This window comes from Sphingomonas kaistensis (genome assembly GCF_011927725.1).
GTDB classification, from domain to species: domain Bacteria; phylum Pseudomonadota; class Alphaproteobacteria; order Sphingomonadales; family Sphingomonadaceae; genus Sphingomicrobium; species Sphingomicrobium kaistense.
In genome coordinates this window covers 1,057,169-1,071,488 of the sequence record NZ_JAATJC010000001.1, presented here as the reverse complement: position 1 = coordinate 1,071,488, position 14,320 = coordinate 1,057,169, and the positions used below count along the sequence as shown (strand labels likewise).

Sequence of the window (14,320 nt, the reverse complement as noted above, 5' to 3'; positions counted from 1 at the left end):
TATATTGTGCAGTGCAACAAGGGAATGATGATGACCGACACTGTGAACAACGAGACCATCGAAACCGCCGTCGAGCAGGCCGAGCCCGTCGAGGCTGCCGTCGTCGAAGCGGTCAAGAAGGTGAATGCGCGCCGGGTGAAGACCGAGCGCAAGCCGCGGGCCCGCAAGGCTGCCGGTGGCCAGACCGTCAAGAACACCACGCCGCGCGCCGCCAAGGTCGCGCGCCAGATCGAGGACACCACCATGAACTTCAACCCGACCAACAGCTTCACCAATTTCCAGCCGTTCGCCGCCGTTCCCGGCATGGATCGCATCCAGAACCTGTTCGCCGACGCCGGCAGCAAGGGCCAGGAAGTGATCGAGAAGAGCCGCAAGGGTGCCGAGGAACTGGCCGAACTGACCCGCGCCAATGTCGAGGCCGTCGTCGAGGCCGGCAAGATCGCCGCTACCGGCGCCAAGACTGTCGGCGAGGATGCGCTGGGCCGCGTCCGTGAAGGCATCGAGCAGAACGTCGCCGAGCTGAAGAGCCTGGCCCAGGTCTCGAGCCCGACCGAGTTCTTCCAGCTGCAGAGCGAAATCGCCAAGTCGAACTTCGACCGCATGGTCGCCAGCCTCAGCCAGCTGACCGAAGCGTCGGTCAAGCTCGCCGGCGAGGCCATCCAGCCGCTGTCGAACCGCGCGTCGCTGAACGCCGAAAAGATCAACGAGATGACTGCCTGATAACTCCTCCTCCTGTCAGCAGTCTTGCGGCCGCCCCTTGCGTATCATGGGGGCGGCCGCTTTCACGTTTGGCTTTCGGGCTTAATCGAGGCACATGGCCGCCTGCCCGTCTTGGCAAGGCGGGTCCGGCTTCCCTATCTTACGGCGTGCCTATGATCGACAGCATCCACATGGCCGGCGAGGACGACCGCCCGGGCAAGTCCGACGGCGTCGAGGAGATCGAGCGCGGTGTCGTCACCCGCACCCGCCCGCGCACCCGCAAGCCGAGCAACTACAAGGTGCTGATGCTGAACGACGATTATACTCCGATGGAGTTCGTCGTCCTGTGCCTGCAGCAATTCTTCTCGATGAGCATCGAGGATGCGACGCGGGTCATGCTCCAGGTCCACCAGCAGGGCGTCGGCGTGTGCGGCGTCTTCACCTACGAAGTCGCCGAGACCAAGGTCAGCCAGGTCATCGACTTCGCGCGGGAGAACCAGCACCCCCTCCAGTGCACGCTGGAAAAGGCCTGACGCCCGGCGCACCTTGCGCGCCCGCAACGAAGTTCTAAACGCCGCTGATGGACTCGATTGTCATTCAGGGGGGCAAGCGGCTCGAAGGAGCCATCCCCATTTCCGGCGCGAAGAACAGCGCGCTGACCCTGCTGCCCTGCGCCATCCTGACCGATGAGAAGCTGACCCTCAGCAACCTGCCGCGTCTCGCCGACGTCGACAGCTTCGGCCACCTGATGAACGAGCTTGGCGTGTCGACCAAGATCGAGGGCATGCACAAGGGCGAGATCGGCCGCCGCATGACCCTGCGCGCCGAGAACCTCATTTCCACCGTCGCGCCCTATGACATGGTGCGGCGGATGCGCGCGTCGATCCTGGTGCTCGGGCCGCTGCTGGCCCGCGCCGGCGATGCCACCGTCTCCCTGCCCGGCGGCTGCGCGATCGGCGACCGCCCGATCGACCTTCACCTCCAGGCGCTCGAGGCGATCGGCGCCGAGATCGAGATCGCCGCCGGTTTCGTCCGTGCCACCGCGCCGGGCGGCAAGCGCCTTTCGGGCGGCGACTTCACCTTCCCCGTGGTGTCGGTCGGCGCGACCGAGAATGCGGTCATGGCCGCCGTCCTCGCCGCCGGACGAACCAACCTCTACAATGCCGCCCGCGAGCCCGAGATCGTCGACCTCTGCCGCCTGCTGCAAAAGATGGGCGCCCATATCGAGGGCGAAGGCAGCCCGCACATCAAGATCGAAGGCGTCGAGAAGCTTCACGGCTGCACCTATGCGGTGATGCCCGACCGGATCGAGGCCGGAAGCTATGCCTGCGCGGCAGGGATCACCGGCGGCAGCGTCGACCTGATCGGAATCCGCCCCGAGGACATGCTGGCGACCACCAACGCGCTGGTCCAGGCCGGGTTGATGATCGAATTCCACGATCACGGCATGAAGGTCAGCGCCGACGGGCCGCTGCGCCCGCTCGCCCTGTCGACCGCGCCTTTCCCCGGCTTCGCGACCGACATGCAGGCGCAATTCATGGCCATGCTGTGCCGCGCGAAGGGCGAGAGCTTCCTCGAGGAAACCATCTTCGAGAATCGCTACATGCACGTGCCCGAGCTTCGCCGAATGGGCGCCAACATCGACGTGCGCGGCCGCTCGGCCATCGTCCACGGGGTCGACCACATGACTGGCGCAAAGGTGATGGCGACCGACCTGCGCGCCTCGATGAGCCTGATCATCGCCGGCCTGGCCGCGGAGGGCGAAACCGAGGTGCTGCGCGTCTATCACCTCGATCGCGGCTATGAGCGGCTGGAAGAGAAGCTCTCCGCCGTCGGCGCGACCATCGAGCGGCGCGGCGGCGGCTGATCGATCGCTTGGGAGGAGCCGGCATGAACGAGACCACCATCGCGCACGCGTTTCGCGGCGAGCAGCTGCACAGCGTCCCTGTCGGAACCGGCGGGGCGTCACGCGGCACGGTGATCATCGTGCCGACCTTCGCCGGCATCACCGATCTCGAGAAAGGCTTTGCCCGCGACCTCGCCGGCCGCGGCTATGCCTGCCTGATCGCCGACCTGTGGGGCTGCAGCTATGACGGGCCTGACCAACGCGACGCCGCCTTCGGGCATATGACCCGCCTCAAGTCCGATCGCGCGGCGCTGCGCGACCGGATGCTCGCGATCGTCGAGCTCGCCAGGGCGCAGGAGGGCACCGACCCCGCCCGGATCGCCGCCATCGGCTTCTGCTTCGGCGGCCTGTGCGTCCTCGACCTCGCCCGCTCGGGCGCAGACATTGCGGGTGTCGCCAGCTTCCACGGCCTGTTCGACGCCCCCGACCTGCCGGCCCAGCCGATCAAGGCCAAGGTCGTCGCCTATCATGGGTGGGACGATCCGATGGTCCCGCCCGATGCCGTCGTGGCGCTGGCGAAAGAGCTGACCGACGCCGGGGCCGACTGGCAGATCCACGGCTACGGCCACACCGGCCACGGCTTCACCAACCCCAAGGCGGCCGGGCTCAACATCCCAGGGGTCGATTACAATGCCGCTGCCGCTCGCCGCAGCTGGGCCGCGCTCCACGACTATCTGGACGAGCTGTTCGGGTGACCGCCTACGTCGCGCTGCTCCGCGCGGTGAACGTCGCGGGAACCGGCAAGCTGCCGATGAGCGAATTGAAGCGCATGGGCGAGGAATGCGGGTTCGGACATGTCCGCACCTTCATCGCCAGCGGCAACCTCCTCTTCACCAGCGCCGACAGCGAGAAGAAGGTCCAGGCCTGCCTCGCCGCCAGGGTCGCCGATTTCTTCGGCCGCGAGGTGCCCATCTTCGTCCGCTCGGCCAAGGAAATGGCCGACCTTGCAGCCGCCAATCCGTTCGACGACGACAAGGGCAGCCGGGTAATGGCGCATGTCATCGACGCCAAGCCGACCCAGGCGATGCTGGACGAGGCGCGCAACGTGGCCGGCGAACGCATGGCGCTAGGACCACGCGCCATCTACGTCAGCTATGGCGAGGGCATCGGCTCCAGCAAATTGAAGCTCCCTGCGGTCGCGTCTGGCACCGCGCGCAACATGAACTCGATCGGCAAGATCGCCGCCCTGCTAGGCGCCATGCCATGACCGAAGCCGAAGCCGGCCGCCGCCTGCGCCAATTGGCCAAGGAGATCGCGCGCCACAATCGCCTTTATCACGACCAGGACGCGCCCGAGATCAGCGACGCCGACTATGACGCCCTGGTCCGCGAGAACGCCGCGCTGGAGGCCGAGTACCCGCATCTGGTCCGGGCAGACTCCCCCAACGCCCAGGTCGGCGCCGCGCCCTCCTCGGCGCTGGCCAAGGTCACCCACGCCCGGCCGATGCTGAGCCTCGAAAATGCGTTCAGCGCGGAGGACGTCCACGACTTCGTCCGCCGCGCGCGCCGCTTTCTCAGCCTGTCGGAAGACGAGCCGGTGGCGTTGACTGCCGAGCCCAAGATCGACGGCCTGTCCGCCTCGCTGCGCTACGAAGGCGGCACCCTGGTGCTGGCCGCGACCCGCGGTGACGGCACGGTGGGCGAGGACGTCACCCCTAACGTCCGCACTATCAACGACATTCCCCAGCAGCTCACCGGCGCGCCTGACGTGCTGGAGGTGCGCGGCGAGGTCTACATGTCCAAGGCCGATTTCGCCGCCTTGAACGAGCGCCAAGCGGCGGCGGGCGGCAAGGTCTTCGCCAACCCCCGCAACGGCGCCGCCGGCTCGCTCCGCCAGAAGGACCCGGCAAACACCGCCGCCCGCCCCTTGCGCTTCCTCGCGCATGGCTGGGGCGAGCTGTCGGAACCGCTCGGCACCACCCAGGCCGAAGCGGTCGAGCACCTTCGCGCCCTCGGCTTCCCGGTCGACGAACGCTTCGGCCTGTTCCCCGGCGCCGACGCCGCGCTCGCCCATTACGCCGCCATCGAACATGCCCGCGCCGACCTGCCGTTCGATATCGACGGCGTGGTCTACAAGCTCGACCGCCTCGACTGGCAGGAGCGGCTGGGCTTCGTCGGCCGCGCCCCGCGCTGGGCGATCGCCCACAAATTCCCGGCCGAAAAAGCCGAGACCACGCTCGAACGGATCGAGATCCAGGTCGGCCGGACCGGCAAGCTGACCCCGATCGGCCGCTTGCGCCCCGTCGGCGTCGGCGGGGTGATCGTCAGCAACGTCACCCTCCACAACCGCGACGAGATCGCCCGCCTTGGACTTCGTGAAGGCGACCGGGTCCGGATCCAGCGCGCCGGGGACGTCATCCCGCAGGTGGTCGAGAACCTGACGCCGGACGAGGACCGCCCGGCCTTCCGCTATCCCGATCACTGCCCCGCCTGCGGCTCCGAGGCTGTGGCCGAGGAGGGCGAAGTCGACATCCGCTGCACCGGCGGCCTGGTCTGCCCGGCTCAGCGATTGGAGCGCCTCAAGCATTTCGTCAGCCGCGGCGCGATGGACATCGACGGGCTGGGCGAGAAGACCATCGTCGAATTCGCCGATCTGGGCTGGATCGAGAAGCCGTCCGACATCTTCCGCCTGGGGGTGCACCGCACCGACATGCTTGGCCGCGAGGGGTGGAAGGAGAAGAGCGTTGACGCCCTCCTCGCCGCGATCGAGGCGCGCAAGGGGTTCGACAGTGCGCGGCTACTGTTCGGCCTCGGCATCCGTCACGTCGGCATCGTCACCGCCCGCGACCTGCTGAAATGCTTCGGCACCATCGACGCGCTGCAGGCCGCCGCGCGCGGCGACGACGGCATCGCCGAACTCTCCGCGGTCGAGGGCGTCGGCCCGGTCGTCGCCGAAGCGGTCCACGACTTCTTCCACGAACCCCATAACCGCGAGGAAGTCGCCGCCCTCTTGCGGTTTGCGGCTCCCGCCCCGTTCGTCAGTCAGGCCCGCGAGACCGAATGGAGCGGCAAGACCATCGTCTTCACCGGCAGCCTCGAAACCATGAGCCGCGACGAGGCCAAGGCCCAGGCCGAACGCCTCGGGGCGAGGGCGGCAGGAAGCGTCAGCGCCAAGACCGACCTCGTGGTGGCGGGCCCCGGCGCCGGCTCCAAACTCAAGAAAGCCGAAGAACTCGGCATCCGCGTCGCCACCGAAGAGGAATGGGCCCGGATCGTCGCGGAGGCTTGAGGCGAACGTTCAGGGTCTACGCGAATGTCCGCTATGATTGGAAAGCGGACACTCCCACAAGTTCGCTACTGAATTTCCGCCATGGACAGGTCGGCGAGATCGAAGGGCTTATTGTTCCGGCCAGCCGAGTTCTCGGCGGCGGGCGTTGGCTTCGGCCTTGGGTAGCCGGGCGAACAGTATGGGATAGGTGTGGAAGCCGTGTGCGACATTGTCGCGGGTCCAGTAGCCCCAGTCGCTTACCTCGCTGAGCTTAATTGTCACGCGATCGCCTCGCTGGTGCCCGCTACGCAGCGGTTTCATGGCCAAAGTGCCCGTCAGGCTGTCGCCGGCACGCGCGAGATTCTCGACCCAAATATGTTCGGTCGGGGTGAGCGCGAAGCGGACCTGATAGCCGCCGGTGTCGAGCGAGCGCTTGTCCAGCACCGCGAGGAAGTCGGGTAGCGTCGCGCTTGCCTTCGCGCGGGCGGCGGCCAATTCGGGATCGTCGCTCTGAGTGAAAGTTGCGACGGGCTCACCTGTCGAACTTGCAGAGACGGCGGCAAGGAGGAAGGCGAGCGCGAGTTTCATGGCCGAGAGGTTATCGTGCAGAAGTGGGAAGGCAAGACGCCCTTCAACGTCCGCATTGGGGCGCAAGCAGACACTCGCTCAGGCCTTCTCCAGCACCAGCACCCGCCATTCGCCCTCACCCGGCTCGACCAGCCGGCAGCCTCGCTCGACGTAGGCGGCGGTGACCGCTTCGGCCTGCGTGTCGAGCAGTCCTGCCAGCAAAATCGTGCCGCCCGGTGCGGTCGCGGCGACGAAGTCTTCGGCCAGTTCGATCAGCGGCCCGGCGAGGATGTTGGCGATGAGGAGGTCGAACGGCGCCCGCTCGGCCAGTGCCGGGTGGGCCATGCCGTCGGCCACAGCCAGCGCGAGTTCGCCCGGCCCCTCGCCCAGCGCCACGCCGTTCAGCACCGCATTGTCGCGGGTGACGCCGATGCTGATGGGGTCGATGTCGGTCGCGATGGCGACTGCCTCGGGCCACAGCGCCATCGCGCCGAAGGCCAGCAGCCCCGTGCCGGTCCCGATATCGGCGATCCGCTCGAACCTCTTGCCTGCCCGCTCCAGCCGGTCGAGCGCTGCCAGGCACCCGCGCGTGGTGTGGTGATGCCCGGTCCCGAAGGCGAGGCCGGCATCGATCAGGAAGTTGGCTGCGCCCTCGCGCGGCTCGTGCGCCGGGGTGCGGACGAAGAAGCGCCCGGCCTCGATCGGCTCCAGCCCAGCCTGGCTGCGGGTCACCCAATCATTGTCGTCGAGCTTCTCGACCACCATTTCCCCGCGCGCGAGGCCCGCCAGGGCCGTCATCTCGGCCTGGGTGGGCGCTTCTTCAAAATACGCATGGATGCGCCAGTCGTCGGGGCGATGCTCGTCGGGCTCGTCGGCAACGATCACCGGCGGGTTGGGGTGATCGCCGAACGGCTCTTCCATGCTGCCGACCGCCTCGCCCTCGGCGCGATTGCACGCAATCGTAACCCGCCAGCTCACTTCGCCGCGGCCTCCTTGGCCAGCCGCTCGTTGAGCCCCTTGGTCTTGGCCGCCGCGTAATTCCTGCACCCGGCCGGGTCGAACAGCGCCGCCTTGCCTGCGAACCGCGCCGTCATGTTGCTGGCCGACGGATGCGGCGTCAGCACGATGTCGCACTCCAGCGCCGCGACCTTGGCGAAACTTGCGCGGAAGGTCGCGATCAGGTCCGGATGCGCGGAAAACTTGTAATCGTCGCGGCTGACCGGGCTCATGCTGTCGGCATAGACCATTGTCCGGCACACGCCCCCGTCACAGCTCACCCACTGCCAGCTCAAGGCCCCGGCGGTATGCCCCGGCGTCTCGATCGCCTTGAGCAGGATCCCGCCCAGCCGCAGCGTGTCGCCGTTCCTAACCACCCGCGCCACCGGCACCGGCGCCATCTTGGGAAGGATCCCGGACTGCGGATCGCTGGCGGGGATGATCCCGGTCCGAAGCACCGGAGCGGCCCCGGCGGAGGCGACCACATCGCCCCCCGTCAGCGCCCGGATCCGCTCGAACCCGCCGACATGATCGTGATGCTCGTGGCTGTGGACGATCCACTTTACGTCGGTCGGCTTGAAACCCAGCTTGCGGATATTGGCCGCGACGAGGTCGGCTCCGACCTCTGTCCCGCTGTCGATCAGCGCGTGGCCGTCCTTGCTGGTCAGCAGCAGCGCGGTGATCCCGCAGGTGCCCACATAATAAGTGTTGCCGTGCACCCGGACCGGCGGCGCGGCATCGTCCCACCCGTCGCGGCCCTCGCAGGCGCGGGCGAAGGCAGGGCCGGCGGTGGCCAGAGGTGCGGGATATTTGGGCGCGGCCTTTGCGCCGCCCAGCGGCACCACGATCTGCTGCGCCGCAAGCGCAAGGGCAATCAGGCTAGCGGACATAGCTTGCTCCATTGACGTCGATCACGCTTCCGGTGGTGCTTGCCGGGGCCTCGGTCGCAAGCCAGCGGATCGTCTCGCCGACCTCCGCCGCGCTCGCCACCCGGCCGAGCGGGATGTCGGCCAGCACCTTTTCCCCGCCCCGGCTGGCGAGATATTCCTCGGTCATCTCGGTCACGGTGAAGCCGGGCGCCACGCCCCAGGCATAGATGCCTTCGACCGCATGGCCGCGCGCAATGGTCTTGGTCACCGCGATCAATGCCGCCTTGGAGGCCGCATAATGCCAGTGCTGGGGCGAATCGCCGCGATAGCCGGCGCGGCTTGCGACATTGACGATCCGACCGCCGCCATTTGCCTGAAAATGTCCGACCGCCTGTCGGCAGAGGTCCGCCGCGGCCTGCAGGTTGACCTGCAGCGTGCGCGCCCAGGAGGCCTGCCACTCGGCCTCGGGCGCATCCTCGGCGATGCCTTCATAGACGCCGGCATTGTTGACCAGCGCGTCGATCCGCCCGGCCCGCCGAACCGCTTCGGCCCAGCAGGCGGAAGCGGCGGCGGGATCGGCGAAGTCGGCGGCGATCAGGCCGTCACCGCCCCTGGTCGACGTGCCGATGACGTTGTGCCCGGCGGCGGTGAGCGCGTCGGCAGCGGCCTTGCCGATGCCCCGGCTCGCGCCGGTGAGGAGGATGTTCATCCCCCTTCCCTGTCATTGCGAAGCTTGCCCCGCAATGACCAACAGCAGCGTCAGGCGGCGAACTTCGAGATGAATTCCGCCGTCGCGTTCTTGAATTCGCCGATCTGTTCGGAGAAGCGGCCGAAGCCCTGCTCCACCCCGTCGATGTCGCGGGCGACATTCTCGGTGTCGGCACGGATTGCGGCAATGGTGCTGCTCATCGAATCGGCGGCAAGCGCGGTTTCGTCGACCGCGGCGGTGATCATGGTCACCGTCTGGGCCTGCAATTCCATCGCCTGGCGGATCCGGTCGGCGGAGGATTCGACCTCCTCGACGGTGCCCTGGATCGAGCTGTTGGCGTCCACCGTCTGCTTGGTCGCGGCGGTGATCGCGCTGATCTTGGTGGTGATGTCGTCGGTCGCCCGCGCCGTCTGGCTGGCGAGGCTCTTCACTTCTTGGGCGACGACCGCGAAGCCGCGCCCGGCGTCGCCCGCCCGCGCCGCCTCGATGGTGGCGTTGAGCGCGAGGAGGTTGGTCTGGCCCGCAATGTCGCGGATCAGGCCGAGGATCGATTCGATCGCTTCGACATGGGTCGACAGCGCCTGGCTGATCTTGACCGCCTGGGCGGCCTGGTCGCCGGCCCGGCTGGCCACGCCCGCCGCAATCTCGACTTCGGAGCGCGCGTCCTCGATCGCCCGGATCAGGCCGGCCGCGGTGTGCGCCGCTTCGCGCATCGCCACCGCAGACTGTTCGGCCGCTGCTGCGACTTCGCTGGTCTTGCCAAGCATGCCGCGGGTCGCCGCGGCGGTCTGGCTCGACTGGCTGCGCAGCATCTCGCTGTCGCTGCTGGCGCGGGCGACCGAGGCCACCACGCGGCGGTTGAACTCTTCCGCCTTCTGCTGGCGTTCGCCGTCGTGGCGCTGGTCCTGGAAATGGATGGCGTGGGCCACGAACACGTCAATCTCGACCATTTTCACTTCGTGGATGGTGCGGGCCGCGGCCGCGCGCTCGGCCGAATCGTCCACCACCCCGCGCATCGCCTCGACCATCGCCTCGGCTTCCCCCGACAGGCCGGCCAGCAGGGTGGTGAGCGATACGTTGGCGCTCATCGCGTCCTCAACATAGCTCTTGGCGGTGTCGACCCACTTGGTCTCGGTCAGACGCAGGAACTTGTTGCGCAGATAGGGCACGATCCGCTCGGCCAGCTGCTCCAGCTTGGCGTCGTCGAAGGTCTGCGATCCGACCGAATGCTCGCGGTAACGCTCCCAGAACTTGCGGGCGATCGCGCGCTCATGCCCTTCGACCAGGGTCCACAGCGCGGCCGACCGCTGGGGCAGGTCGCCGCCCGGATCGAACGCGCGAAGGCGGCGCTGGTGACTAGCTTGGGTGGCGGGCATTGCGACAGCTCTCCTGCGACGCGAAAACGTGATGCCGCCGGACTAGCCCCCCATTGGTTAAGAGGCGGTTAGGCCGAGCTCGTCCCGGGGCCTTTGGACTGCCTTGCCTCTCAACGCTCCGCCGCCTAGGGCGAAGCGCATCCATTCCAGCCCCTTTTGCCGGAGCAATCGACCGTCTCATGGCGCGTAATACTGCAAGGCCGTTGTCGCCCCACCTCACCATCTGGCGGTGGGGTCCGCACATGCTGGTCTCCATCCTCCACCGCAGCACCGGAATCGCGCTCAGCGTCGGCGGGCTGTTCCTGCTGACCTGGTTCCTGCTGGCGCTGTCCGGCGGGGCGGGATCGTGGGAGACGTTCACCGGCTTCCTCGGCTGGAAGCTCGGCCCCGTGCCGCTGATCCTGGTCGGCCTCGTCGCGCTGACCTGGGCCTTCTTCCAGCACACCCTGTCCGGCATCCGCCACCTGATCATGGACATCGGTGCCGGCTTCGAACTCGGGACCAACAAGACCATGGCCTACCTCACCATGATCGGCTCCGTGCTGCTCACCGCCCTGTTCTGGGCCGTTCTGCTGGGGAAGGGCGCATGACCGGGCCGAAGCAAATGGGCGCGCACGAGCGCAACGCCATCCCCGATGGCAAGACCCCGCTCGGCCGCGTGCGTGGCCTTGGCTCGGCCGGCCACGGCGGCGAGCACTGGATCAAGGAGCGCGTGTCGAGCGCCGCCCTGCTCCTGCTCGGCACCTGGTTCCTGGTCTCGCTGCTGCTGCTGCCCGACTTCGACCAGTCGACCCTGACCGCCTGGCTGTCGGGTCCGTTCGGCTTCGTGCCGATGGCGCTGTTCACCTACCTCTGCTTCGAGCACAGCCTCGAAGGCGTGAAGGTGGTGGTCGACGATTACCAGGGTGACGAAGGCGGCCGCATGACGTGGCACATCGTCAGCCTCTTCCTACATGTAGGGGCCGGGGCATTCGCCCTGTTCGCCCTCGCCCGCATCGCGTTCGGAGCCTGATCCCCCATGAGTGCCGCCTACCAGATCATCGATCATGTCTATGACGTCGTTGTCGTCGGCGCTGGCGGCGCGGGCCTGCGCGCCACCATGGGCGCGGCCGAAAAGGGCCTGAAGACCGCCTGCGTCACCAAGGTCTTCCCGACCCGCAGCCACACCGTCGCCGCGCAGGGCGGGATCGCCGCGTCGCTCGGCAACATGGGCCCGGACCACTGGACCTGGCACATGTACGACACCGTCAAGGGCTCCGACTGGCTCGGCGACCAGGACGCGATCGAATATCTCTGCCGCGAAGCCCCGGCTGCGGTCTACGAGCTGGAACATGCCGGCCTCCCGTTCAGCCGCACTGATGAAGGCAAGATCTACCAGCGCGCATTCGGCGGCATGACGCAGAACATGGGCGAAGGCCCCGCCGCGCAGCGCACCTGCGCCGCCGCCGACCGCACCGGCCACGCGATGCTGCACACGCTCTACCAGCAGAGCCTGCGCTACGACGCCGACTTCTTCGTGGAATATTTCGCGCTCGACCTGATCATGGTCGACGGCGAATGCCGCGGCCTCATGGCCCTCTGTATGGAAGATGGCTCGATCCACCGCTTCCGCGCGCAGGCGGTCGTGCTTGCGACCGGCGGCTACGGCCGCTGCTATTTCTCCGCCACCTCGGCGCACACGTGCACCGGCGACGGCAATGCGATGGTGCTCCGCGCCGGCCTGCCGCTGCAGGACATGGAATTCGTCCAGTTCCACCCGACCGGCATCTACGGCGCGGGCGTCCTCATCACCGAAGGCGCGCGCGGCGAAGGCGGCTACCTCACCAACTCCGCCGGTGAGCGCTTCATGGAACGCTACGCCCCGTCGGCCAAGGACCTCGCCAGCCGCGACGTCGTGTCGCGCTCGATGGCGATGGAAATCCGCGAAGGCCGCGGCGTCGGCAAGGAGAAGGATCACATCTTCCTTCACCTCGACCATATCGACCCGAAGATCCTGGCCGAGCGCCTGCCCGGCATCACCGAGACCGCCAAGATCTTCGCCGGCGTCGACATGACCCGCGAACCGATCCCGGTCACGCCGACCGTCCATTACAACATGGGCGGCATCCCGACCAACTATCACGGCGAAGTCGTCACCCTGAAGGATGGCGAGCCCGACAGCGTCGTCCCCGGCCTGTTCGCGGTCGGCGAAGCGGCCTGCGTCAGCGTCCACGGCGCCAACCGCCTCGGCTCCAACAGCCTGATCGACCTCGTGGTGTTCGGCCGCGCCGCGGGCCTTCGCCTCGGCGAGATCCTGAAGCCCAGCGCCGCGCAGAAGCTGCTTCCGGGCGACAGCGCTGACCTCTCGCTGACCCGCCTCGACAGGTTCCGTCACGCCGACGGCTCGACTCCGACCGCCCAGCTCCGCAACGACATGCAGCGCACGATGCAGGCCGACTGCGCTGTGTTCCGCACCGAGCGCACGCTTGCCGAGGGCGTCGGCAAGATCGACGCCATCTATCGCGGCCTGAACGACGTGAAAGTCACCGACCGCAGCCTGATCTGGAACACCGACCTGGTCGAGACGATGGAGCTCGACAATATGCTCGGCCAGGCGGTCGTCACCATGCACAGCGCCAGCAACCGCAAGGAAAGCCGCGGCGCGCACATGCACGAGGACTTCCCCGACCGCGACGACGCGGGTTGGATGAAGCACACCATCGCCTGGTTCGATGGCTGGGGCGGCACCGGCGGCGGGGTCAAGATCGACTACCGCCCGGTTCACGACTACACGCTCACCGACGAGATCGGCTACATCAAGCCCAAGGCGCGGGTCTACTAAGCAGCGGCCGCACGTGGCGGCGCTCGAGCCGGGCGATATCGTTGACCCCGGCCAGCGCCAGCGTCCGCTCGAACTCCTCGCGCAGCAGGGTCAGCGCGCGGTCGACCCCGGCCTCGCCGCCGGCGGCCAACCCATAGAGGTAAGGCCGACCGACCGAGCAGGCCGTCGCGCCCAGCGCCAGCGCCTTGACCACGTCCGACCCGCGCCGGATCCCGCCGTCGCAGATGACATCCGGCCCGTCGCCCAATGCATCGCGCACCGCGGCGACTTGGTCGACCGGCGCCGGTGCTCCATCGAGCTGGCGCCCGCCATGGTTCGACACCATTACCCCGCTCGCCCCCGACGCGATCGCGCGCCTGGCGTCCTCGGGCGTCATCAGCCCCTTGATCGCTAGCGGGCCGCCCCACTCCGCCGCCAGCCACTCGACGTCCTTCCAGGTGAGGCTGCGATCAAACTGCCCGCCGATATAATCGAACAGGCTCATCGGCCCGCCCGCCAGCGCGTCCACCTTGTGGCTGACGTTGGCAAAGTCGAATTTCGACCCGCGCAGCGCGGGCAAGGACCAGCCCGGATGCGCGGCAAAGCTCAAGAATGACTTGAGCGTCAGCCGTGGTGGCAGCGAGAGGCCGTTGACCCGGTCCCGTTCCCGGTTGCCCGCGACCGGCGTGTCGACCGTCAGCGCGAGGCCATGAAAACCCGCCGCCTTGCACCGCGCGACGAACTCGGCGGTCAGCCCGCGATCCTTGAAGATGTAGATCTGGAAGACCTTCGGCCCTCCGAACGCCGCGGCGAGATCCTCCAGCCGCGTCGTGCCGAGCGTCGACAGGCTGTAGAGCAGGCCATGCCGCGCCGCCGCCCGCGCGACCGCGAGTTCGGCACCGTCATGGAACATCCGAGTCAGGCCGGTCGGCGCCAGCATCAGCGGCCAGTCCACCGCCTCGCCGAACAGGGTCGCGCCGGTCTCGATCCGCGACACGTCGGTCAGGACATCGGGCACGATCTCATAATCCGCGAACGCCGAGCTGTTCCGCGCGAGGCTCACCTCGTCGTCGGCACCGCCATCGATATAATCGAAGATCGGCCGCGGCAGCCGCCGCCGCGCCAGCATCCTGAGATCGGCGATGTTGTTGACGCGTGAAAGCCGCCCTGTCCTGCCCATTTGCCAAGCCT

15 protein-coding genes are annotated in these 14,320 nt (G+C 67.9%); 9 read left to right on the top strand and 6 right to left on the bottom strand.

The window, feature by feature from the left end:
* Positions 1-30: 30 nt before the first annotated feature.
* From GGQ97_RS05295 to ligA, 6 genes are all read left to right on the top strand, one after another.
* Positions 31-720: a phasin family protein gene (locus GGQ97_RS05295; protein WP_168067969.1), complete on the top strand. Its 690-nt coding sequence runs from the start codon at positions 31-33 to the stop codon at positions 718-720.
* 170 nt (positions 721-890) lie between these two features.
* Positions 891-1,232: an ATP-dependent Clp protease adapter ClpS gene (clpS, locus tag GGQ97_RS05290; RefSeq protein WP_209022940.1), complete on the top strand. Its 342-nt coding sequence runs from the start codon at positions 891-893 to the stop codon at positions 1,230-1,232.
* A 47-nt stretch (positions 1,233-1,279) separates the two neighbouring features.
* Positions 1,280-2,566 (top strand): UDP-N-acetylglucosamine 1-carboxyvinyltransferase, encoded by a 1,287-nt coding sequence (murA, locus tag GGQ97_RS05285; protein WP_168067967.1) that lies wholly within the window; start codon positions 1,280-1,282, stop codon positions 2,564-2,566.
* A 23-nt stretch (positions 2,567-2,589) separates the two neighbouring features.
* The gene (locus GGQ97_RS05280) at positions 2,590-3,300 is read left to right on the top strand and encodes a dienelactone hydrolase family protein (protein WP_168067966.1); all 711 of its coding nucleotides are present in this window, start codon (positions 2,590-2,592) and stop codon (positions 3,298-3,300) included.
* Positions 3,297-3,812, top strand: coding sequence for a DUF1697 domain-containing protein (locus GGQ97_RS05275; RefSeq protein ID WP_168067965.1), 516 nt, complete (start codon positions 3,297-3,299; stop codon positions 3,810-3,812). The genes GGQ97_RS05280 and GGQ97_RS05275 overlap by 4 nt, the downstream gene beginning before the upstream one ends.
* Positions 3,809-5,833: an NAD-dependent DNA ligase LigA gene (ligA, locus tag GGQ97_RS05270; protein WP_168067964.1), complete on the top strand. Its 2,025-nt coding sequence runs from the start codon at positions 3,809-3,811 to the stop codon at positions 5,831-5,833. Before GGQ97_RS05275 ends, ligA begins: the two co-directional genes overlap by 4 nt.
* A 108-nt stretch (positions 5,834-5,941) precedes the next feature.
* Here the strand turns inward: ligA and GGQ97_RS05265 are convergent, their stop codons facing one another.
* The 5 genes from GGQ97_RS05265 to GGQ97_RS05245 all read right to left on the bottom strand — a co-directional run bounded on the left by GGQ97_RS05265 (position 5,942) and on the right by GGQ97_RS05245 (position 10,329).
* On the bottom strand, positions 5,942-6,400 hold the full coding sequence (locus GGQ97_RS05265; RefSeq protein ID WP_168067963.1) for a DUF2314 domain-containing protein: 459 nt from the start codon (positions 6,398-6,400) through the stop codon (positions 5,942-5,944).
* 78 nt (positions 6,401-6,478) lie between these two features.
* Positions 6,479-7,357 carry a 50S ribosomal protein L11 methyltransferase gene (locus GGQ97_RS05260; protein WP_342448456.1) on the bottom strand — a complete coding sequence of 293 codons (879 nt, stop codon included), beginning with the start codon at positions 7,355-7,357 and terminating at the stop codon, positions 6,479-6,481.
* Entirely contained in the window at positions 7,354-8,265 is a 912-nt protein-coding gene (gene bla / locus GGQ97_RS05255; RefSeq protein WP_168067962.1) for a subclass B3 metallo-beta-lactamase, read from the bottom strand. Before bla ends, GGQ97_RS05260 begins: the two co-directional genes overlap by 4 nt.
* On the bottom strand, positions 8,255-8,953 hold the full coding sequence (locus GGQ97_RS05250) for an SDR family NAD(P)-dependent oxidoreductase (protein ID WP_168067961.1): 699 nt from the start codon (positions 8,951-8,953) through the stop codon (positions 8,255-8,257). Before GGQ97_RS05250 ends, bla begins: the two co-directional genes overlap by 11 nt.
* Before the next feature lie 50 nt (positions 8,954-9,003).
* Positions 9,004-10,329, bottom strand: a complete 1,326-nt coding sequence (locus GGQ97_RS05245) for a methyl-accepting chemotaxis protein (protein ID WP_168067960.1) — start codon at positions 10,327-10,329, stop codon at positions 9,004-9,006.
* A 242-nt stretch (positions 10,330-10,571) separates the two neighbouring features.
* Between GGQ97_RS05245 and sdhC the strand changes: the two genes are divergently transcribed.
* The 3 genes from sdhC to sdhA are packed head-to-tail and all read left to right on the top strand — an operon-like array spanning position 10,572 to position 13,150.
* Positions 10,572-10,919 carry a succinate dehydrogenase, cytochrome b556 subunit gene (gene sdhC, locus GGQ97_RS05240; protein WP_425338708.1) on the top strand — a complete coding sequence of 116 codons (348 nt, stop codon included), beginning with the start codon at positions 10,572-10,574 and terminating at the stop codon, positions 10,917-10,919.
* Positions 10,916-11,341 (top strand): succinate dehydrogenase, hydrophobic membrane anchor protein, encoded by a 426-nt coding sequence (sdhD, locus tag GGQ97_RS05235; RefSeq protein ID WP_168067958.1) that lies wholly within the window; start codon positions 10,916-10,918, stop codon positions 11,339-11,341. Before sdhC ends, sdhD begins: the two co-directional genes overlap by 4 nt.
* A gap of 6 nt (positions 11,342-11,347) precedes the next feature.
* On the top strand, positions 11,348-13,150 hold the full coding sequence (gene sdhA, locus GGQ97_RS05230) for a succinate dehydrogenase flavoprotein subunit (RefSeq protein ID WP_168067957.1): 1,803 nt from the start codon (positions 11,348-11,350) through the stop codon (positions 13,148-13,150).
* On the opposite strand, the gene GGQ97_RS05225 is transcribed toward sdhA, so the two are convergent.
* Entirely contained in the window at positions 13,125-14,309 is a 1,185-nt protein-coding gene (locus GGQ97_RS05225; RefSeq protein WP_168067956.1) for an alpha-hydroxy acid oxidase, read from the bottom strand. The genes sdhA and GGQ97_RS05225 overlap by 26 nt on opposite strands.
* Between the last annotated feature and the right edge of the window lie 11 nt (positions 14,310-14,320).